The organism is Geminicoccaceae bacterium (assembly GCA_020638465.1).
GTDB lineage: Bacteria > Pseudomonadota > Alphaproteobacteria > Geminicoccales > Geminicoccaceae > JAGREO01.
Map to the genome: position 1 here is coordinate 1,197,588 of JACKIM010000001.1, position 19,716 is coordinate 1,217,303.

A 19,716-nucleotide genomic window follows, 5' to 3' on the forward strand; every position below is an offset into this window, starting at 1 on the left:
CGGCAGCCTGCGGGGAAATGCCGCAACACCATCCAAGCAACAAACAATCATTCTTGAGCAGGCAGTCGTTTCAAGTCGGGCAGGACAACAGGCATGAGCAGTCAGACCGAGGTCGTCACCCAGGCGCCAGATCTGGAGGAGATGGTAGCCCAGTCTGATACGGGTGCGCGCAACCCGGGCGGGGTGGCCGCCAGGATCATTCTGGGGGTTGCGCTCTTCTGGTCGCTTTTCCAGCTGTGGATCGCTTCACCGATACCTTTCATGCTCGGTTTCGGGGTATTCAACGACACCGAAGCCCGTTCGATCCACCTTGCGCTGGCCCTGTTCCTCGCCTTCACCGCCTATCCGGCATTTGCCCGGAGTCCGCGCGATCACGTGCCGGTCGCGGACTGGATCTTCGCCGTGGTCGGTGCGTTCTGCGCCGCCTATCTCTACCTGTTCTACAACAGCATCGCCGATCGCGTCGGAGCGCCGGCCACCCAGGACTATGTGGTTGCGGTCATCGGAATGCTGCTGCTGCTGGAAGCCACGCGCCGGTCGCTGGGACCGCCCCTGATGATCATCGCGATCGTGTTTCTGGCCTACACCTTCCTCGGGCCATACATGCCGGAGATCATTGCCCACAAGGGCAATACCCTCGGTGAAGTTGTCAATCACCAGTGGATCACCACGGAAGGCGTGTTCGGTATTGCGCTGGGCGTCTCGACGAGTTTCGTCTTCCTGTTCGTGCTGTTCGGCTCGCTTCTCGACAAGGGAGGTGCGGGCAACTACTTCATTCAGGTCGCCTTTTCGCTGATGGGCCACATGCGTGGCGGACCGGCCAAGGCGGCGGTCGTGTCGTCGGCGATGACCGGCCTGATTTCGGGTTCCTCCATCGCCAATGTGGTAACCACCGGCACATTTACCATTCCGTTGATGAAGCGAGTGGGTTTCTCGCCGGAAAAGGCCGGCGCGGTCGAGGTGGCCTCGTCCGTCAACGGGCAGATCATGCCGCCCGTCATGGGTGCTGCGGCCTTCCTGATGGTCGAGTATGTCGGCATTCCCTATTTCGAGGTGGTCAAGCACGCATTCGTGCCGGCGCTCATCTCCTATATCGCCTTGGTCTACATCGTTCACCTGGAGGCGATGAAGGCTGGCATGGAGGGACTGCCGCGCTCCTACACACCGGGTCCATGGACCCGGCGGTTGATGATGCTGCTGTTCGGCATCGTCGTCCTGTGCGGCCTGTCGCTGGCGGTCTATTATGGCATTGGCTGGATTCGCCCGGCCTTCGGCGAAAATGCCTTCTGGGTCATCGCTGCCGGGATCGGTGTCGTCTACGTCCTTCTTGTCGGGTTCGCCTCGCGCTTTCCCCCCTTGAAGATGGACGATCCCGACGCGCCCATCACGTCGCTGCCGTTGCCCGGGCCGACGGTCAAGGCGGGTCTCCATTTCCTGCTGCCGGTGGTCGTGCTCATCTGGGCGTTGATGGTGGAGCGCCTGTCTCCCGGTCTCTCGGCGTTCTGGGGCTCGGCGTTCATGATCTTCATCCTCGTGACGCAGAGGCCGCTATTCGCGATCTTTCGCCGCACCGGCAATGTCGGCAGCGAATTCGTCGCCGGGTTCAGCGACCTGCTCGATGGCCTGATCGGCGGCGCCCGCAACATGATCGGCATCGGCATCGCGACCGCCGCAGCGGGTATCATCGTCGGGGTGGTCAGTCAGACCGGCGTGGGATCGGCGCTGGCCGATGTGGTCGAGGTCCTGTCGGGCGGCAACATCCTGGCCATGCTGTTTCTTACCGCCATTCTGTCACTGATCCTCGGAATGGGATTGCCAACGACAGCGAACTACATCGTCGTGTCAGCCCTGCTCGCTCCCGTTATTGTCACGCTGGGCCAGCAGAACGGCCTCATCGTGCCGCTGATCGCCGTGCACATGTTCGTGTTCTATTTCGGCATCATGGCCGATGTCACGCCTCCGGTCGGCCTTGCCTCCTTTGCAGCGGCCGCGATCTCGGGCGGTGATCCGATAAGAACCGGTTTCGTCGCGTTCTTCTATTCACTGCGTACCGCGGCGTTGCCGTTCCTGTTCATCTACAATCATGAGCTGCTCCTGATCGATGTGACCTGGTATCAGGGCATTTTCATCTTCGTCATTTCCACCGTCGCGATGCTGATCTTTGCCGCTGCGACGCAAGGGTGGTTCATCACCAGACTCAAGTTCTGGGAAATTCCCCTGCTGTTGCTGGTAGCGTTCTCGCTGTTCCGTCCCGGTTTCTGGATGGATCAGGTTTCACCACCTTATGCGGAGGTGGCACCTACGGAACTGGCGAGTGCCGCCGACGCGACGCCGGCCGGGCAGGACCTGCGCATCCGGATCGCCGGTCTCGACCAGTTCGGCTCACCCATGGAAACGGTGATGCTGCTCAACATGCCCGAAGGTGCGACGGGTGAGGAGAAGTTGCAGGCTGCCGGTCTCAACCTGCGCCATGATGGCGACAAGGTCATCGTCGATGATGTCGCCTTCGACAGTCCGGCACAAAAGGCCGGCTTCGATTGGGATCAGGAAATCATCGCGGTGCGCAAGCCGCTCGACCAGCCGAGCAAGTACTGGATCTTCATTCCCACCTTGCTGGTCCTGGGAGGGATTGTCGCCCTTCAGCGCAAGCGGGCCGCAAGCCCGGCCTGAAACCATCGGCATGTTGTCGACAGGTGTTGGATATCGGTGGTTAACGAGACGGTCAGTGACTGGTTGCTGATCGCGGCAGGAATGGAGCCCGAGGGAGCCCGGACGATGTACAAGCGCATTCTTCTCCCCGTCGATGTCGGCCAGCAACCCACCTGGGAGCGGGCGTTGCCCTCGGCGGTCGAGATGGCAGAGCGGCATGCCGCCGGACTGACGGTGATGACCGTGGTCCCGGACTTCGGGTCGAGCCTCGTGGCCGGTTATTTTCCCGAGGGATTCGAGGAAAAGGCGACGGACCATGCACGAAGGGAGCTGGAGCAACTCGTCGCCCGCGAGGTGGCGCCATCGCTGCAATGCGACCTGCTCGTCGCGCATGGCCGTATATGGCAGGAGATCTGCGAAGCCGCGCGGAAGGTCGATGCCGATCTGATTGTCATGGCGTCGCACAAGCCTTCGTTCAGCGACATTCTTCTTCAGCCGAATGCGTCGCAGGTGCTTCATCATGCTCCTATTTCGGTACTGATCGTCCGTTGAGGTCTTTCATCGACAGGAAGTTGGTGACGATAACCTGGTTCTGCCGTCTGCAATGGCGACACGGGATTGACGGCAGGATGTTCAGGTAATATTGAATTCCGAATTCAATGCTTGGTGCACATGAACTGTGAAACCCATAGAACCCCAGCCCAGCCGCGGTGAACAGGTCTATCAGGCCATCGTCGACGAGATCTGTACCGGCGGTTTGCTACCGGGTACCCACCTCGTGCAGGATCAACTTGCCGAGCGGCTCGGTGTCTCCCGACAGCCCGTCCAGCAGGCCATGGCGCTGTTGAAGGCGGACGGTCTGGTCGAGGACGCGGGGCGCCGGGGTTTGCGTGTGGCCAGCCTCGACCTGGCGCGAATGCGCCAGCACTACGACATCCGGGCGGTTCTGGACGGGCTGGCTGCCCGGCGGGCGGCAGGACAGTCGGTCGCGGCCGGAACCGTTCGTTCCGCGCTCCGGGCGGCAGGGGAGGATCTCGTCCGGTGTGGCAGGGCGGCCATCGAGCGTGGTGCCATACCCGAACAGATTCGCCTCGATGAGGCATTCCACAAATTGATCTATGATCATTCCGGCAATCCGCTTCTTTCGCGTACTGCAGAGCCGCACTGGCGCTTTCTGCGGCGGGCGATGGGTGACGTGCTGCGCCGCGCGGCACCGCCGGCGAGTATCTGGGATCAGCATGCCGCCATCCTCGAAGCCATCGTCTGCGGCGAAGCAGAGCGTGCGGAAGCGCTGGCCATCGATCACGTCGAACGCGCGGCGACGCGGCTCGAACGGGCACGAAAGGCCGGTGAAGCGGCCTCGTCGCAGGAGGAACCGATATCATGTCCGACCCGCTGACGCTGGGACAGCTCCTGTCGGCGCAGGCACGCCTGCGGCCGCAGGCGCTGGCCGTGCGCGACCTCGAACGCAGCCTGACCTTCCACCAATGGAACCAGCGCGCGTGCAGGCTTGCCAATGCACTCGTCGGCATCGGTCTCGAACGGGGGGACAGGGTCGCGGTGCTGGCCTACAACCGTCTCGAATGGGCGGAGATCTATGCCGCGACGGCCAAGGCCGGGCTGATTGCGGTGCCCATCAATTTTCGTCTCGTCGGCAGTGAGGCGCGGCATGTCATCGAGGACAGCGGTGCGCGGGCCCTGATCGTCGAGGAGGAGCTGTCGGGCGTCATCGACAGCGTGCGCGACACCCTGTCCGTGGACGAGGACCGCTATATCCTGATGTCGTCCGGCGGAACGGCGGTGCGGCCCGGTTATCGCCGCTACGAGGAATTGCTTGCCGCAGGGGCTCCGGGCGAGCCTCGGGTGGATGTAGGTCCGGATGACACATGGTGCCTGATGTATACGTCCGGCACGACGGGAGCACCCAAGGGAGCGATCCGCAATCATCGCAACATGGCGATGCTTGCCCTGATGACCCAGGTCGAACTGGGGTTGCATCGACGCGACGAGGCATTGCTGGTCATGCCCATGTGTCATGCCAATTCCCTGTTCTTCTTCATGTCATTTATCTATTGCGGCGGTGCGGTGACCATATTCTCGCGGTCCTCCTTCGACCCGGAACTTTGCCTGCGGACCTTCGCCGACACCGGAGCGACATTCACGTCGCTTGTTCCCACTCACTATACCATGTTGCTCGAAACACCGGCATCGAGCCGTCGTGGAGATTTCACGAGGGTCGAAAAGCTGATGATCTCATCGGCACCGGCGCATGCCGAGACAAAACGTGCCGTAATGGCGATGTTCCCGAATTCGGGATTGTTCGAGCTGTACGGTTCCACCGAGGCGGGCTGGGTGACGATGCTCCACCCGCATGAGCAGTTCGACAAGCTGGGGACGGTGGGGCGCGAGACCGTGGGATCGGCACCGATCCGCCTGCTCGATGGCGACGGGGCGGAAGTTCCTGACGGTACACCCGGCGAGTTGTTCTCGTGCGGACCATATTGTTTCCAGGGATACTGGAACCTCCCGGAGAAGACTGCCGAAGCCTTCAGGGGACCGTGGCTCAGTGTCGGCGACGTTGCATTGCGTGACGAGGACGGGTTCATCCGGCTCATCGACCGGAAGAACAATCTCATCATCTCCGGTGGAGAAAACATCTACCCCTCCGAAGTGGAGACCGTCATTGCCGATCATCCGGCCGTGCGCGATGTTGCCGTCATCGGCCGGTCCGATCCCAAATGGGGTGAAAGCGTCCTGGCCGCGATTGTCTGCAAGAGTGGAATGTCGGCGAGCGAGACCGAGATCATCGAATTCACGCGGCAACGGCTTGCGGGATACAAGCGGCCGCGCGGTGTCGTGTTTCTCGATGTCGAAGAGATGCCGCGCAACGCCACCGGCAAGATCCTGCACAAGAATCTGAGGGAACTGTTGAGCAAGCGATTCCCGTGAAAGTCCGGCGCCACGACCTTTCGCGCCGCTTCGATGTCATTCCGGAGGTATCCCATGAGCGAATATGACAGCAGCCTGCCGCAGCAGGATCTCAACGAGAGTGCGACCAGCGTGGCCGCATGGGTCGCAAGGTCGTTGAAGGCCCGTGGCGTGGACCGGATCTTCGGCCTTCAGGGCGGTCACATCCAGCCCATCTGGGATCATGCGGCGCGACTTGGCATCCGGATCATCGATGTTCGCGATGAAGGTGCGGCCGTCCACATGGCGCACGCCCATGCCGAACTCACCGGGAAGCCGGGCGTGGCCATGGTCACGGCCGGACCGGGAGTGACCAATACGGTGACGGCCATGGCCAATGCTTCGCTGGCACGGATACCGCTGCTGCTGATCGGTGGCTGCACCTCGCGACCTCAGGCCAACATGGGGCCGCTTCAGGACATTCCGCATGTCGATATCCTGCGCCCCGTGACCCGTTGCGCCCGCACGGCGCGCGTGGCCGAACAGGCCATTCGTGAACTGGACGAAGCCATGGCACGGGCAGGTGGTGACATGGGCGAGCCCGGCCCCGCCTATATCGAGTTCCCCACCGACGTCCTCAGGACGAGCGTGGCCGCCGATCTCGTCCTGCCGGAGTGGATCGAAGGCCGCCCCGGGCGTCGCATCCATCCCGATCCCGATGGTGTCCTTGAGGCTGTCGGCGCCATTCGTGCCGCCCGTCGTCCCCTGGTCATCAGTGGCGGCGGCGCGCGCCGTGCATCAGCGGCGCTGGAGCGTTTCCTCGACGCTGCCGACGCGTTGTATCTCGATACCCAGGAAAGCCGCGGACTGGTCCCCGCCGATCATCCGTCGGTCGTCGGTGCGGTACGCGCTGCGGCCATGGGTGGAGCCGATCTGGTGATCACACTGGGCCGCAAGCTGGACTACCAGCTCGCCTACGGTTCACCCGCAATTTACGGCGACGCAAGGTTCATGCGGATTGCGGACAATGCCGGCGAACTGATCGACAATCGGCGCGGTGCTCCCGAGCTTCTGTCCGACGTCGGCCTCGCGCTCGATGCCATCACCGACGCACTCGGCAACGATGCAGGTTCGCGGGACTCGGACTGGCTCGATGGTCTTCGCAGCAAGCATCGCGAGCGCATGATGCGCGGCGAAGCTGCTGCCATGCCGGCAAATGGTCCCGATGGCAAGATTCACCCGATGGCGATCTTTGCAGCATTGCGTAAACTGGTGGAGCCCGATCACATCGCGATCGCCGATGGTGGCGACCTCCTGAGCTTCGCGCGTGTCGGACTCACGGCCTCGACCTACCTCGATGCGGGCGCGTTCGGTTGCCTTGGAGTGGGGGTCCCCTATGCGGTCGCAGCCGCGCTGGACTTTCCGGGCCGGCAGGTGATTGCCGTCAACGGCGATGGTGCATTCGGCATCAATGCCATGGAAATCGACACCGCTGTCAGGCACGGTGCGAAAGCCGTCTTCATCGTCTCCAACAATGCGGCGTGGAACATCGAACGCGTCGATCAGGACGTCAACTATGGTGGCCGCGTCGTCGGCACGACGCTCCGTCATTCGGATTATGCGGCCATGGCTCGCGCGTTGGGTGCGCATGGCGAACGGGTCGAGGATCCGGCGGATCTGGAGGCCGCTTTGAAACGCGCGTTCGACAATGCGCCCGCGGTGGTCGATGTCGTGACCTCGCGATACGTGGTTTCCTCCGACGCCAGCAAGGGGCTCGGTTTCGTTCCCGACTACCAGCCCCTGACGGCCTGGGACGATGCCGAGCGCCGCCGCCGGGGTGAAATCTGAAGGGGAGCGAGCGATGACATCGATGAAAGGTCGATGGAGCCGGCGGTGCTGATCGGTCATCACGCCCTTGAAGGCTGGCTGGCTCGCGTGCTCCATGCCCGAACGGTCCGTGTCACCGCGGCGGAGCAGCTTTCGGGCGGAGCCATTCAGGAGAACTGGGGGCTGGAAATCGACCTGGATGGCGAGATGCGCAACCTTGTCCTGCGCAAGGATTCACCGGCCACCATTGCCGCCAGCCGCAGCCGTGCCGAGGAATACCAACTGTTCGTCGCAGCCCACGCGGCGGGTGTGCGTGTGCCCGAGCCCCTGGGGTTCTGCGATGATCCGGAGGTGCTCGATGCACCCTTTGCCGTGGTGGAACGGTGCCGGGGTGTGGCCTACGGACCCAGGATTGTCCGTGATCCGTCATTGGGCGGGGACCGGCGGGCGCTGGGAGAGGAGCTGGGACGCCAACTCGCCCGCATCCATGCCATTGTTCCCGGCGATGACCTGCAGGCAATCCTCGGTGCAAGGCCGATTGACCCGGCGCAAGATGTTGTCGCGACGCTCCGGCAATGGCTGGACGGAATGAGCGCCGACAGGCCGGGTCTGGAATGGGCGTTGCGTCAGGCGGAAATCCATGCGCCGGAGATGGCCGAGACCACACTCACCCATCAGGATTTCCGTACTGGCAATTTTCTCGTCGACGGGCAGGGTCTCACGGCCATCCTCGATTGGGAATTCGCCGGCTGGTCGGATCCGATGTCCGATATCGGCTGGTTCTGTGCGGAGTGCTGGCGGTTCTCAAGGCCGGACCTCGAAGGCGGGGGGCTTTGCGAGAGGTCCGACTTCTATCGCGGTTACGAGGCGGAGAGCGGGCGTCCGATCGATGACATACGGGTTCACTGGTGGGAAATCATCGCCCACATTCGCTGGGCGGTCATTGCCCTGCAGCAGGGCCATCGGCACGCCAGCGGTGAGGAACGCTCCCTGCATCTGGCGTTGACCGGCCGGATGGGCGACGGTCTCGAACTTGCGGCATTGCGCATGACCCGGCCCGGAGCATTCGCATCATGACGACACAGGCATTCGATCTCCTTGAGGAGACCGTTTCCACCCTGCGTGAAAAAATGGCGCCGCAGGCTCGTGGCGAGATCCGCTATCTGACGCTTCTGACGGCCAACGCGGTGGCGACGGCGGTCCGGGAGCTACGGATGGCAGGACAGCTTGATGCGCTGGAACATGCTGTTGCTGCCGACGGCAGGGCGATCCGTGCGGGGAAGCACGACAGGGACGCGGAACTCTATCGGCAGCTCGTTCACGTGGCCGCCATACGCGCCTGGATCGCCGATCCCGACAACCTCGATGAGCGCGAACGGACGACATTCATCGACGATACGATATATCGCTGAACGTTCCTGTTCCAGGTGAAGAAAAAGGCCCGTCCGGAAGGACGGGCCTTTGGTGTCTGTTGCGACAGGGAGAGATTCTACTCCTTGACGGCACCGGTCAGGCTGGAAACATAATATTCCACAAAGAACGAGTAGAATAGTGCCACCGGGATCGATCCCAGAAGCGCGCCGGCCATCAGAGATCCCCAGTGGTAGACATCCCCCTCCACGAGCTGGGTCAGAACCGCTACCGGAACGGTCTTCTTCTCGTTCGACTGGATGAATGCCAGTGCGTAGATGAATTCGTTCCAAGACAGTGTGAAGGCGAAGATTCCCGACGAAATCAGACCCGGTACCGCGAGGGGAAGGGTGATCTTGGTCAAAATCTGCAAACGGGAGGCACCATCGATCAGGGCACATTCCTCAAGTTCATAAGGTATCGACTTGAAGTAGCCGATCAGCAGCCAGGTGCAGAACGGGATGAGGAAAGTGGGATAGGTGAGGATCAGTGCCCATTGGCTATCATAAATGCCGAGATGGAAGACCATCGTCGCCAGGGGAATGAACAGGATCGACGGAGGTACCAGATAGGCAAGGTAAATCGCCAGCCCTACCCAGTTGGAGCCCTTGAAGCGCAGGCGCTGGATGGCATAGGCAGCCAATACCGATGCGAAGATCGATACCAGTGTCGATACGATGGCCACCGTCATGGTGGTCATCAACCATGATGGATAGTCCGTGTCGAACAACAGTTTCTTGACGTTCGCCAAGGTCGGGGAACTGACCCAGAAGGGGTTGTAGTCCTTGTAGTTGTACAGTTCTTCATTGGATTTCAGCGTGGTGATCGTCATCCAGTAGAAGGGGAAGAGCAACACCACGACGAAGCAGATGAGCGGCGTGTACAGCGTCACGATGCGGCGCGGGAGGCTCTCCCACTGGATCATGCCGGTACGTTCGCCCGTGTCTGTTGCAGCGGCTTCCTCAGTCATCGGCACCTCCCTGCTGCCATTTGCGCCGGGCAAGCGCGAAGTAGCTGAAGACTGTCGCAGCAATGAGGAAGGGGATCATCGCGACCGCGATGGCCGCTCCTTCGCCAAGCATGCCGCCCGGAATTCCGCGCTGGAAGGCCAGCGTCGCCATGAGATGGGTGGAGTTCACCGGTCCGCCGCGGGTGATGGCGTAGACCAGTTGGAAATCCGTGAAGGTGAAGATCACAGAGAAGGTGAGGACCACAGCCAGGATGGGCATCAGCATCGGAAATGTGACGTGGACGAAGCGCTGCCAGGGCGTGGCGCCATCGAGCATGGCCGCCTCGTAGAGCGACGGCGAGATCGTCTGCAGCCCGGCCAGAAGGCAGATGGCCACAAACGGGATGCCGCGCCAGATGTTGGCGGCGATCAGCGACATCCTGGCGTTCCAGGGATCACCCAGGAAATTGATGTAGTTATCGAGAATGCCGAGCTTGTCCACGAGCACGTAGGAGATGATCGAGAACTGCGGGTCGTATATCCACCAGAATGCGATCGCCGACAGCACCGTCGGAACGATCCACGGAATGAGAATGATGGCACGCAGAAGCGACTTGAACGGCAAGTGATGATTGAGGAGCAGCGCCAGCCATAGCCCGAGGGCGAATTTCCCGATGGTCGCCACGACCGTGTAGAGCAGCGTGTTTCCCACCGACATCCAGAAGATCGGATCGTTCCACAGCCAGGCGTAGTTCTCGAAACCGACAAAGTTGCCCGTTCCGCCAATCCTCGTGTCGGTAAAGGCCAGCCAGATGCCCAACCCGAGAGGATAGGACAGGAACACACCGAGCAATCCCACCGCCGGGATCAGGCAGATTATGATCAGGAATATCCTGTTGTCGAACAGCCTACTCAGCCAACTATCCTTTGGCCGATCATAAGCCAGCGATTTTGCCGACGTTGCCACCCCGTTCTCCGATCTTATCAAGCATGCTGCCCCCGTCCGGTCCCGGGCGGGGGCAGCGCCATTGACCGTTATTTTCGCGACCTACGACCTGTAGTACCGGCTGGCGCGACGTTGTGCTTCGGCGGCTGCCTCCTCCGGAGTTGCCTGTCCCGAACACACGGAAGCGACCATCTGAACGATGATGAAATCGGCAAGCGTGGCGGCACTCTCCGGACCAAGGCGGCCGGAATACCCATCCCACACGGCATCCTTCATCACGTGCTTGTAGGCTTCGTGCTTCGGGTCGTTGGTCCACACAGGGCTGGCATCGTAGGCTTGCAACGGATGGTTGAAGTAGCCGATCCCCTTCTCAAGCCATTCGCCATATTGCGGGCTTTCCATCATGAAGGTCAGGTAGGCCTTCGCCGCATTCGGATACGGAGTGTAGTCGAAGATCATCGAGTTGAAGACGAGGCAGCGCTCGGTGGGGATACCCACGGGACCGACCGGCATGCGCGCATGGAAGATGTCCTCGGCCAGTGCCTTGATGGCCGGATCTTCCGATGTCTTGGCGGCATAGTACACGGAGATGCCGTTCTGGGTCAGGGAGATTTCCTGGGCGAGGAAAGCCTTGTTGTTGTTGGCGTCCAGCCAAGAGAGCGTGCCCGGAATGAAGGTCTCGTAAAGCTTCTTGCCATATTCCAGGGCAGCGACCGTCTCGGGGCTGTCGATGATGAGCTTGCTGTCGTCATCGGCAACCTTGCCGCCATGCGACCACACCAGCCAGTGCGTCCAGGCATTGCCGTCGCCGGGGGCGTTGCCTACGGCGAGACCCATGGGTGTGCCATTGGCCTGCAACGCCTTGGCCATTTCGAGGAAACCGTCGACATCGCCGGGAACCTCGCTGAAACCCGCAGCCTCCAGCATCGACTTGCGATAGACGATCCGGCCACCCGAGGCGCCAACCGGCATGGCGATCCACTTGCCGGTGTCGGGATCGACGCCATAGCGCTCGGCCAGCGGCCACCAGCCACCATATTTCTTTCCGAGATAGGACGTGATGTCACTCAGATCGTGAAGCTTGTCCTTGTAGAGAAACGGATTGTCGGCAAAGCCGATGACGACGTCGGGACCGGAGCCGACATTGGCCGCAACGGCCGTCTTCGTCGGTACATCCTCCCAGCCCTCGAACTCCACCTTCACCGGCACGCCCGTTGCTTCGGTGAACTTCTTGGTATTCGCCAGCCAGATCTCCTCGTCGGTCGCGACGAACTTTGTCGGGCGCAGCAGGGTGAGGCTGGCACCGTCCTCGATGGGCAGGTCGGGCGGCGCGACATCGGCTGCCGGAATCTGTGCACGAAGGCCGACCGGACCCCCGAGAGCCGTCCCTGCGAGCGCTCCGGCTCCAAGGATCATTGAATCGCGTCGTGTCAGACGAATGGCCATTGCCGAAGTTCTCCCTGTTATCCGGGCCCGACAGGCAGGTCCCTTGATGGTCCAAGAACCTGCCAAAATAACGAGTTGAAAGCAACGGTGGCAGGCCCCGAATCATCGAATTGTTCATCCGGGGTACTGTCATTGCCCGGATCTGCGCGCATGGCATGGCGTTTCACACGAGGATACGGGTTCCGCTTCGGGCGGCATCGAATACCGCTGCGACCGCGGCCAGCGTGCGCGTGGCATCCCGTGCCGGCACGAGGGGCTCTTCCTCGCCACGGACCACGGCACAGAAATGCGCGATCTGCCGTGCATAGGGATCGGCTTCCTCGCAAGGCAGCACCTCGCGCTCCATGATGTCGTGCCAGCCCAGACCGGCGCCCCCATGCTTCCACAGCACCGGATTGGGAAATTCGAGGGATGCCCTTGTTCCGCTGAAGCGGTGCGTGTTCTCGCCGACGGCCGGAAAATCCGGGTTCTCGCCCGTGGCCAGCTCCCAGGCCCAGGGAGCCGGTGTACCATCGGAGATCAGGACGGTGCCGATCGCCCCGCTTTCGAACGTGAGAACAAGTGCGGCCGCGTCTTCCTTCTCGAAGTTGTGGACACGGTCGGACAGTTCCGCGCTGATCGAGCGGATCTCACCGCAGATGAAGCGCAACGTATCCATCTCGTGGATGAGATTGGTCAGGACCGGACCGGCCGCGCGCTTTTTGCGCCAGTCCGCAGCGAAGTAGCTGTCGGGTTTCTTCAGCGTCCAGTGGGCGTGAAGCGCAATCAGACGGCCGATATTGCCGCAGGCAATCCACTCGCGTGTCTTGCGCAAAAGGGGATAGTAGCGTCGGTGATGGCCCACGAGTACCTGTCTTCGGTTCGCTTCCGCCCGGGCGATCATCTGTTCGGCTTCATCGACAGTCGCCGCTATCGGCTTTTCCACGAGCACGTGCGCACCGGCATCCAGCAGTTCGAGTACGGGTGCGAGGTGATGCTCGGTGGGCGTTGCGACAATCACCCCATCGGGGCGCTGGTCGGCCATCAACGACGCAATCGAGGAACAGCATGTCGTGGCGAATTCATCGGCGATGCGGGCGGCTGCCGGGGAAGGGTCGACGATGCCGACGATCTCCACATCGTCGCTGGCGCGCATGCGTTCGAGATGGACACGGCCGATGGTGCCGGCGCCCACGATGGCGAGTCTGACCGGCGTGCGACGGTCGCGTGCGGTGGATGGCATGAGAATTTCCCGGGAAGCCAATTGTATCGCTGGTGTAATGCTCCATCCCTTGAAGGAAAAGGAGTTGGTCCCTTCGTAACATGACGCTCCGGGAGGCAGTCTTTCTGCCTGCGGAGGGCATACTCAGGTAATCAGGACTGGTAGAAAGTTATACTACAGATACAATCATGCGTTGCAAAACGATCGGCGTCGTAATAACTCGCCCAGCTGCGAGTCTGGTCTGTAACTCTGGGAATAAGCATGCGCAAAGGTCTCGCCGAACTTATCGGCACATTCACACTCGTGTTCCTTGGCTGCGGGTCCGCGGTTATCGCGGGGGATTTCATCGGTTTCGCCGGGATTTCCTTTGCATTCGGCTTCGCGTTGATGGGCATGGCCTACGGCATCGGGCGGATCTCCGGTTGCCACATCAATCCGGCGGTAAGCCTTGGCGTCCTGCTGTCCGGGCGGATGGGTTTCGGCGAGTTCGTGGTCTATGTCATTTTCCAGTGTGCCGGCGCGATCATCGCCGCTCTGGTCCTGCTGATCATCGTCCATGGTGGAACGCCTCCTGTTGAAGGCGAGGTCGTCAGCCTCGGCCAGAACGGTTTCGGCCCTGGCTATCTCGGCGAGTACAGCCAGTTCTCGGCCTTCGTTTTCGAAGCTGTTGCGACCTTCCTGTTCGTGATCGTGATCCTGGGTTCGACGCACGGTCTCGCTGCGCCGGGCTTTGCCGGGCTTGGCATCGGCATCACCCTGACGGCCATCCATCTTGTCGGCATCAATATCACCGGCGTGTCGGTGAATCCGGCGCGCAGCCTGGGGCCGGCCCTGTTTGCCGGTGGAGAGGCGATGAGCCAGCTCTGGCTGTTTATTGCCGCTCCCGTCGTCGGCGCGGTCCTCGCGGCCATCGTCAATCGTGTTCTCGAAGGCAGCAACGACTGACCACGTTGCCTGCTGCTTTCTCTCCCACCTGGCCGGCAGTGCTTTGCCGGCCAGGTGCACCTGTTGATCGGATCGCGAAAATAACAAGCGGGCCATGTGATGCCGGCGGCGGTCCTGTCTCAGACGACGAGGGCACCCGTTGCCAGGCCGACGCCGAAGACGCAGTGGGTCATGAAGGCCAGCACACAGGCTTTGGGCGGGTTTGGCGTGTTCCGCCCGAGAAGCCCTCCTCCCATTGCAGGCATGAAGAAAAACCATGGAACCAGCACACTGATGGCACCGAAGACGAGCCCGTTGAGAATCGTCGGTTCCAGCCCCAGAAGATCCCGGATGACCCAGAGATAGATGAAACCGTAGGCAATGCCGGTGACGTAGTGCCCGATCCAGCCGATCGCCAGTTCGTGATCGACCGGTTTTGCCTCGGTTATCGGATCGTGGAACATCCTGCCCTGGGGAAGATGAGCAAACCAGCGTCCTACCAACGCCCAGTTGCTGACAGGAATACCAGCCGCCAACCTGAGGATACGCTGCCAGGCATCGAGGAACAGCGTGGCAACAACTCCCGACATGATGGCTTCGATCATGAAGCTCTTTCCCCCCCTAAGATGTTTTCGATCCCATCTTGACGATCTTCTCGTCAAGGCTGAACTGTTCGGACATTTCGTCAACACGCTGTTAAAATATTCTATTGGAACAGATCGCCACAACTCTCAGTTCTTGTCTGGTCGATGTTGCCGTCTCCGGTTCCCCGGCCTCCTGCATTCAGATGGAACCGGTACGTGATAGGAAGGCGCATTGAAGTGGGCACCAGCAAGGTAGTGGGCTGCCATCATATCCGACCGGCATGTCCTAGCGTTGCAGTCGATAACCGCCGGGTTCCGTGAGCAAGATGGTGGTTTCCCCGGCGACAGGCTCGATTTTCTGGCGAAGCCGGTAGATATGAGTTTCCAACGTATGAGTTGTAACGGCAGCATTGTATCCCCAAACTTCATCGAGCAGCACCTCGCGTGAGGCGGGGCGGTCGCCGATCCTGTAGAGATATTTGAGGATTGCCGTTTCCTTTTCGGTGAGATGGATCTTCTTGCCATTCTCCATCACCAGCATCTTTACCGCAGGGGTGAAGCTGAAAGGGCCGATGGTGAAGGTCGCATCGTCACTGAGTTCGAATTGCCGCAACTGGGCCCTGATTCTCGCCATCAGGACACCAAGCCGAACCGGCTTGGCAACATAATCATTCGCGCCGCTGTCCAGGCCGACAATGACATCGGCATCGTTGTCATGGGCCGTGAGCATGATCACCGGCGACTTCAATCCCTTGCGTCGCAACAGTTTGCACAGGTCGCGACCGTCCGTGTCCGGCAGGCCGACATCAAGCACGACCGCATCGAAAGATTGTCCAGCCGCAAGAGCCAGCGCGTCCTTGCCCGAAGCTGCCTGAGCGACAACAAAACCTTCATGCAGCGCCAGTTGCTCGGCGAGCTCCTGACGGAAATCATTGTCGTCGTCGACAACGAGGATCTGGCTTCCGGTATGCATACTCGAATCGTCCGCGAAATAGGCCACGACATTCCCAAGTTCATGTGACGAGAGGACACCGGACCGATGATAACGGGCTTGAACAGCTTACAAGCTGCCTGAAGCAAGGTCGACCCTGCTCCTCGGCATTTGTGCCATACAGTATCGGCGCAGGTCGTCATTCCTGCCCGCAAATTCACCGGCTTGCGGCAATTGGCGACAAGCACAAACTGGCATAACGGGAATGTCGCAACAGAAGGAAATTATACCAATGGACAGAAATCTTGCGATGACAACACTGGCTGTCCGGCAATGTACAATGGATGTGGCGCTTCAGGGCACGGCCATGAGAGCCGCCGCGGCAACACGTCCATCGCCGATCAGCAGATTGTAGGTCCGACAGGCTGCCGGAGTGGCCATGATGTCGACGGCCATGCCGATCTTGCGCAATTCCGCCGCAAGCCCCGCGGCGGATGGATCGAACCGCTCACCCGTACCGATAATGAGAATTTCCACGGGAGGAGTCAGTCGGGCGAGTTCCTGCATCCGCCCGACCTCAAGGGCACCATCCCATGCCGTCACCGCTTCGCGATGGATCAGGATGGAACCGTCATGACGCGCCGCCTCCACGCGGAAACCGCCATCGCCATAGCTGGCGATGGTGAGCCATTCGTTGGTAAGAACACGCCGCGCTTCCATGAGTTAGTTCCCCGGAATTGCCCGTTCGCGTTGCCGTGGCGGTCGAATCAGGGTGCCTGTTCGGCTTCGGCCTTGTTCCGGCCGATCGACCGCAGGTCGAGATGGATGAGGATGGGAGCAGCAATGTACACCGTGGAGTAGGTACCGACCAGAACTCCCCAGATCATCGCGAAGGTGAAACCCTTGACCACTTCGCCACCGAAGAAAAACAGCGCCAGCAGGGCGATGAGGGTGGTCAGTGACGTCATGCAGGTTCGAGCCAGCGTTTCATTGATCGACAGGTCGATAAGTTCACTGATCGGCATCGATTTGAAACGACGCAGGTTTTCGCGAATGCGGTCGAAGATGACAACGGTATCGTTGAGTGAATAGCCGACGATGGTGAGCACGGCGGCGACAGTCGTCAGGTTCACTTCGAGGCCGGTGACGGCAAACATGCCGATCGTGAGCGCAATGTCGTGGATCAGGGCGGCAATTGCTCCGACACCGTACTGCCACTCGAAACGGAACCATATGTAGATCAGCACCGCCACCAGGGACAGGCCGATGGCGAGCATCCCGTCCTGCAGCAGTTCCTCGCTGACCTTGGGGCCGACGAATTCGGTTCGGCGGAAGGTGACGTCTTCCCCTGAGAGTTCGTTCAGCGCGTTCTTGACGGTTTCAACGGCCTGTTGCTGTGCGTCCTCGCCACCTTCCTGGCGCTGGATGCGAATGAGGACATCGTCGGCAGCACCAAATTCCTGCAAGGCGACCTGCCCCAGGCCGAGGCCATTCAACTCCGCTCGCAGGGTGCCCAGATCGGCGGGGCCGGGTGTCTTGACCTCGACGAGGATACCTCCCTCGAAATCGATGCCGTAATTGAGGCCGGGATAGAATGCCAGCACAGCCGAAAGGACAATCCCCACCACGGACATGACCATGCAGAGCATCTGCCAGCGCATGAATTTGAAAGTCGGCTTTTCGGGAAACAGGCGAAGTCGCATGAGCTTGGCCTCAGATTGGAAGGGCGGCGGGGCGCGCGCGCTGGAACCACATCATCATGAGCAGGCGTGTCACCATGATGGCTGTAAACATCGAGGTGACGATACCCACCGTCAGTGTCACGGCAAAGCCCTTCACGGGGCCGGAACCGAACTGGAAGAGCAGCACGGCTGCGATCAGCGTGGTGACATTGGCGTCGACAATCGTGCGCATCGCCTCGCTGAAACCCGTGCCGATCGCCGCGAGCGGGGTCCTGCCGCGACCCACCTCATCACGTATGCGCTCGAAGATCAGGACGTTGGCGTCAACCGCCATGCCGATGGTGAGCACGATTCCGGCAATACCCGGAAGGGTAAGGGTGGCTCCAAGCACGGAAAGCGCAGCCACGATCAGTACCAGATTGGCAATCAGCGCCACGTTGGCAAAGATGCCGAAGAGTCCGTAATAGGCGGCCATGAAAACCGCGACCAATACCAGCCCGAGGATGCTGGCGAGCTTGCCGGCCGCGATCGAGTCCGCTCCCAGATCTGGCCCGACAGTGCGTTCCTCGATGATGGTGAGCGGTGCGGGAAGCGCACCCGCGCGCAACAGGACTGCCAGATTGTTGGCTTCGTCGAAGCTGAATGAGCCGGTGATGATACCGCTTCCACCCAGGATCGGCTCGCGGATACGCGGAGCCGAGATGACCTTGTCATCGAGCACGATGGCAAACAGCCGGCCGGTATATTCCTGCGTGATCTCGCCGAATTTCCGCGCTCCGGTATTGTCGAAGCGGAAACTCACAGCCGGCATGTGGTTGCTGTCGACCGTCGCCTGGGCGTCCACGAGATTGTCGCCTGACAGCTCGACCTTGTTCTCGACGAGGTAGTATTCGGGGCCGGGATTGCTCGGGTCGGCCTCGAGAAGGCGGGAGCCGGGCGGCACGCGTCCCGCCAGCGCATCCTGGACACTGCCCTCCATGTTGACCATGTGGAAGGTCATGCGTGCTGTCGTGCCAAGGAGAGCCTTGAGCTTTTCGGGATTGCGCTCGCCCGGTACCTGAACGAGTACCCGGTCGTCCCCCTGACGCTGGATGGTCGGCTCGCGCGTGCCAAGTTCGTCGATACGCCTGCGAACGACTTCGAGCGACTGGCTTACTGTACTGGTGACGAGTTGTGCGCGGGCAGATTCGCTGAAGCCGATGGTGATGCGGCCGCTGCTGTCGTTCTCGATCTCGTAGGTGCGCCCGGCCGGGTTGCCGAAAGCACCGGTGGGGACGACCGGATTGAGGGTTTCGATCTCGGCAAGCGCATCCTGCAACTGGGCCGGGTCGGTGAGCGAAACCACGAGATGCTCGTTGCGCACGGTCTGCCGATGCCCGATCTGGGCCTTTCGCAGCGCCAGACGAACGTCATTGCGCAACGTGTCCAGACGTTCCTTGATGACGTCGCCGATCTCGACCTGCAGCAGCAGATGCGAACCACCCTGAAGATCGAGCCCGAGATTGATCTGGCTCCTCGGGAGCCAGTCGGGAAGGCTTTCGGCAGTCTCCCTACTGACCAGATTGGGGAGACTGAAGGCTATGCCGAACAGCAGCACGACACTGACGACTATGACCTTCCAGCGCGGATAGTTGAGCATCGGGCCCCGCTATTTCTTGAAAAGCTTGCCGAGGAAGCCGCCACCTGTGCTGCTGGTCGAAGCAGGCTGCGCCTGAGTGTTCGCATTGGCTGCCGGCTGTGGCTTGGATGCCAGCTCGGAAACCGTGCCCTTGGCGATCTTGACCTGTACGTCCTTGGCAATTTCCACCATCAGGAATGTATCTTCAACCTTGGTGATCTTGCCGAAGATCCCGCCGGAGGTGACGATCTGGTCGCCGCGCTTGAGGTTGTCGATCATCGCACGATGATCCTTGGCCCGCTTCTGTTGCGGGCGGATCAGCAGAAAATAGAAAACCACGAAGATCAGGATGAGAGGCAGGAGAGAGACGAAAAAATCGCCTCCGCCTGCCGGAGCAGCCGCTTGAGCGTAGGCCGGCGAAATGAGCATCGGTTCCTCGAAGAGCTTTTTGAAAGACTGGTTCGGTGGCGCCTTATATCTGGTGTGCAGCCATTTGGAAACAACCGCCGGGCCTGCCGGTCATTTCGTGGCCGCCGCAGGATTGTCCAGGAACAGGGATGGCCATCATGTCCGCGGTGCCGGGGCGGGATGGCCGATGAACGTGGCGTCCCCCTTGAATGATGAACGAAAAAATCGTTGATG

The 19,716-nt window shown here is 61.0% G+C and carries 18 protein-coding genes; 8 read left to right on the top strand and 10 right to left on the bottom strand.

The genetic code is table 11. The features are described 5' to 3' along the window. Nucleotides 1–93: 93 nt before the first annotated feature. The 7 genes from H6851_05700 to H6851_05730 all read left to right on the top strand — a co-directional run bounded on the left by H6851_05700 (nt 94) and on the right by H6851_05730 (nt 8,795). A complete protein-coding gene (locus tag H6851_05700) occupies nt 94–2,670 on the top strand; it encodes a TRAP transporter permease (protein MCB9943101.1) in 2,577 nt (858 codons plus the stop codon). A gap of 36 nt (nt 2,671–2,706) precedes the next feature. Beyond that, nucleotides 2,707–3,201 carry a universal stress protein gene (locus H6851_05705; GenBank protein ID MCB9943102.1) on the top strand — a complete coding sequence of 165 codons (495 nt, stop codon included), beginning with the start codon at nt 2,707–2,709 and terminating at the stop codon, nt 3,199–3,201. Nucleotides 3,202–3,328: 127 nt separating this feature from the next. Continuing rightward, complete coding sequence (locus H6851_05710; protein ID MCB9943103.1) at nt 3,329–4,048, top strand: GntR family transcriptional regulator; 720 nt, start codon at nt 3,329–3,331, stop codon at nt 4,046–4,048. Beyond that, on the top strand, nt 4,033–5,598 hold the full coding sequence (locus tag H6851_05715) for an AMP-binding protein (protein MCB9943104.1): 1,566 nt from the start codon (nt 4,033–4,035) through the stop codon (nt 5,596–5,598). Before H6851_05710 ends, H6851_05715 begins: the two co-directional genes overlap by 16 nt. 54 nt (nt 5,599–5,652) lie before the next feature. Beyond that, a complete protein-coding gene (locus tag H6851_05720; protein MCB9943105.1) occupies nt 5,653–7,404 on the top strand; it encodes a thiamine pyrophosphate-binding protein in 1,752 nt (583 codons plus the stop codon). A gap of 33 nt (nt 7,405–7,437) precedes the next feature. After that, nucleotides 7,438–8,460, top strand: coding sequence for a phosphotransferase family protein (locus tag H6851_05725; GenBank protein ID MCB9943106.1), 1,023 nt, complete (start codon nt 7,438–7,440; stop codon nt 8,458–8,460). Next, nucleotides 8,457–8,795, top strand: a complete 339-nt coding sequence (locus H6851_05730) for a hypothetical protein (protein ID MCB9943107.1) — start codon at nt 8,457–8,459, stop codon at nt 8,793–8,795. Before H6851_05725 ends, H6851_05730 begins: the two co-directional genes overlap by 4 nt. A 77-nt stretch (nt 8,796–8,872) precedes the next feature. On the opposite strand, the gene H6851_05735 is transcribed toward H6851_05730, so the two are convergent. The 4 genes from H6851_05735 to H6851_05750 form a co-directional block, all read right to left on the bottom strand. Continuing rightward, nucleotides 8,873–9,763: a carbohydrate ABC transporter permease gene (locus H6851_05735; protein MCB9943108.1), complete on the bottom strand. Its 891-nt coding sequence runs from the start codon at nt 9,761–9,763 to the stop codon at nt 8,873–8,875. Beyond that, complete coding sequence (locus H6851_05740) at nt 9,756–10,709, bottom strand: sugar ABC transporter permease (protein MCB9943109.1); 954 nt, start codon at nt 10,707–10,709, stop codon at nt 9,756–9,758. Before H6851_05740 ends, H6851_05735 begins: the two co-directional genes overlap by 8 nt. An 81-nt stretch (nt 10,710–10,790) precedes the next feature. Then, nucleotides 10,791–12,134 carry a carbohydrate ABC transporter substrate-binding protein gene (locus H6851_05745; GenBank protein ID MCB9943110.1) on the bottom strand — a complete coding sequence of 448 codons (1,344 nt, stop codon included), beginning with the start codon at nt 12,132–12,134 and terminating at the stop codon, nt 10,791–10,793. A 163-nt stretch (nt 12,135–12,297) separates the two neighbouring features. Next, nucleotides 12,298–13,356 carry a Gfo/Idh/MocA family oxidoreductase gene (locus H6851_05750; protein ID MCB9943111.1) on the bottom strand — a complete coding sequence of 353 codons (1,059 nt, stop codon included), beginning with the start codon at nt 13,354–13,356 and terminating at the stop codon, nt 12,298–12,300. A gap of 240 nt (nt 13,357–13,596) precedes the next feature. On the opposite strand from H6851_05750, the gene H6851_05755 reads away from it, so the two are divergent. Further along, a complete protein-coding gene (locus tag H6851_05755; protein ID MCB9943112.1) occupies nt 13,597–14,280 on the top strand; it encodes an aquaporin in 684 nt (227 codons plus the stop codon). Between the two features lie 119 nt (nt 14,281–14,399). Here H6851_05755 and H6851_05760 read toward each other — a convergent pair whose 3' ends face one another. From H6851_05760 to yajC, 6 genes are all read right to left on the bottom strand, one after another. Further along, a complete protein-coding gene (locus tag H6851_05760; protein MCB9943113.1) occupies nt 14,400–14,864 on the bottom strand; it encodes a DUF2938 family protein in 465 nt (154 codons plus the stop codon). 265 nt (nt 14,865–15,129) lie between these two features. Continuing rightward, on the bottom strand, nt 15,130–15,816 hold the full coding sequence (locus H6851_05765; protein ID MCB9943114.1) for a response regulator transcription factor: 687 nt from the start codon (nt 15,814–15,816) through the stop codon (nt 15,130–15,132). A gap of 312 nt (nt 15,817–16,128) precedes the next feature. Beyond that, complete coding sequence (locus H6851_05770; protein MCB9943115.1) at nt 16,129–16,494, bottom strand: Mth938-like domain-containing protein; 366 nt, start codon at nt 16,492–16,494, stop codon at nt 16,129–16,131. 47 nt (nt 16,495–16,541) lie between these two features. Then, nucleotides 16,542–17,477, bottom strand: coding sequence for a protein translocase subunit SecF (gene secF, locus H6851_05775; protein ID MCB9943116.1), 936 nt, complete (start codon nt 17,475–17,477; stop codon nt 16,542–16,544). 10 nt (nt 17,478–17,487) lie between these two features. Continuing rightward, nucleotides 17,488–19,095, bottom strand: a complete 1,608-nt coding sequence (secD, locus tag H6851_05780; protein MCB9943117.1) for a protein translocase subunit SecD — start codon at nt 19,093–19,095, stop codon at nt 17,488–17,490. A 9-nt stretch (nt 19,096–19,104) separates the two neighbouring features. Beyond that, complete coding sequence (gene yajC, locus H6851_05785; protein ID MCB9943118.1) at nt 19,105–19,503, bottom strand: preprotein translocase subunit YajC; 399 nt, start codon at nt 19,501–19,503, stop codon at nt 19,105–19,107. Nucleotides 19,504–19,716 lie beyond the last annotated feature (213 nt).

Excerpts from the sequence above, each read along its gene's own strand:
- H6851_05700 (MCB9943101.1), top strand. The coding sequence starts at position 94 with ATGAGCAGTCAGACCGAGGTCGTCACCCAGGCGCCAGATCTGGAGGAG.
- H6851_05715 (MCB9943104.1), top strand. The coding sequence starts at position 4,033 with ATGTCCGACCCGCTGACGCTGGGACAGCTCCTGTCGGCGCAGGCACGC.
- H6851_05720 (MCB9943105.1), top strand. The coding sequence starts at position 5,653 with ATGAGCGAATATGACAGCAGCCTGCCGCAGCAGGATCTCAACGAGAGT.
- H6851_05725 (MCB9943106.1), top strand. The coding sequence starts at position 7,438 with ATGGAGCCGGCGGTGCTGATCGGTCATCACGCCCTTGAAGGCTGGCTG.
- H6851_05730 (MCB9943107.1), top strand. The coding sequence starts at position 8,457 with ATGACGACACAGGCATTCGATCTCCTTGAGGAGACCGTTTCCACCCTG.
- H6851_05735 (MCB9943108.1), bottom strand. The coding sequence starts at position 9,763 with ATGACTGAGGAAGCCGCTGCAACAGACACGGGCGAACGTACCGGCATG.
- H6851_05745 (MCB9943110.1), bottom strand. The coding sequence starts at position 12,134 with ATGGCCATTCGTCTGACACGACGCGATTCAATGATCCTTGGAGCCGGA.
- H6851_05750 (MCB9943111.1), bottom strand. The coding sequence starts at position 13,356 with ATGCCATCCACCGCACGCGACCGTCGCACGCCGGTCAGACTCGCCATC.
- H6851_05755 (MCB9943112.1), top strand. The coding sequence starts at position 13,597 with ATGCGCAAAGGTCTCGCCGAACTTATCGGCACATTCACACTCGTGTTC.
- H6851_05760 (MCB9943113.1), bottom strand. The coding sequence starts at position 14,864 with ATGATCGAAGCCATCATGTCGGGAGTTGTTGCCACGCTGTTCCTCGAT.
- H6851_05765 (MCB9943114.1), bottom strand. The coding sequence starts at position 15,816 with ATGCATACCGGAAGCCAGATCCTCGTTGTCGACGACGACAATGATTTC.
- H6851_05770 (MCB9943115.1), bottom strand. The coding sequence starts at position 16,494 with ATGGAAGCGCGGCGTGTTCTTACCAACGAATGGCTCACCATCGCCAGC.
- secF (MCB9943116.1), bottom strand. The coding sequence starts at position 17,477 with ATGCGACTTCGCCTGTTTCCCGAAAAGCCGACTTTCAAATTCATGCGC.
- secD (MCB9943117.1), bottom strand. The coding sequence starts at position 19,095 with ATGCTCAACTATCCGCGCTGGAAGGTCATAGTCGTCAGTGTCGTGCTG.
- yajC (MCB9943118.1), bottom strand. The coding sequence starts at position 19,503 with ATGCTCATTTCGCCGGCCTACGCTCAAGCGGCTGCTCCGGCAGGCGGA.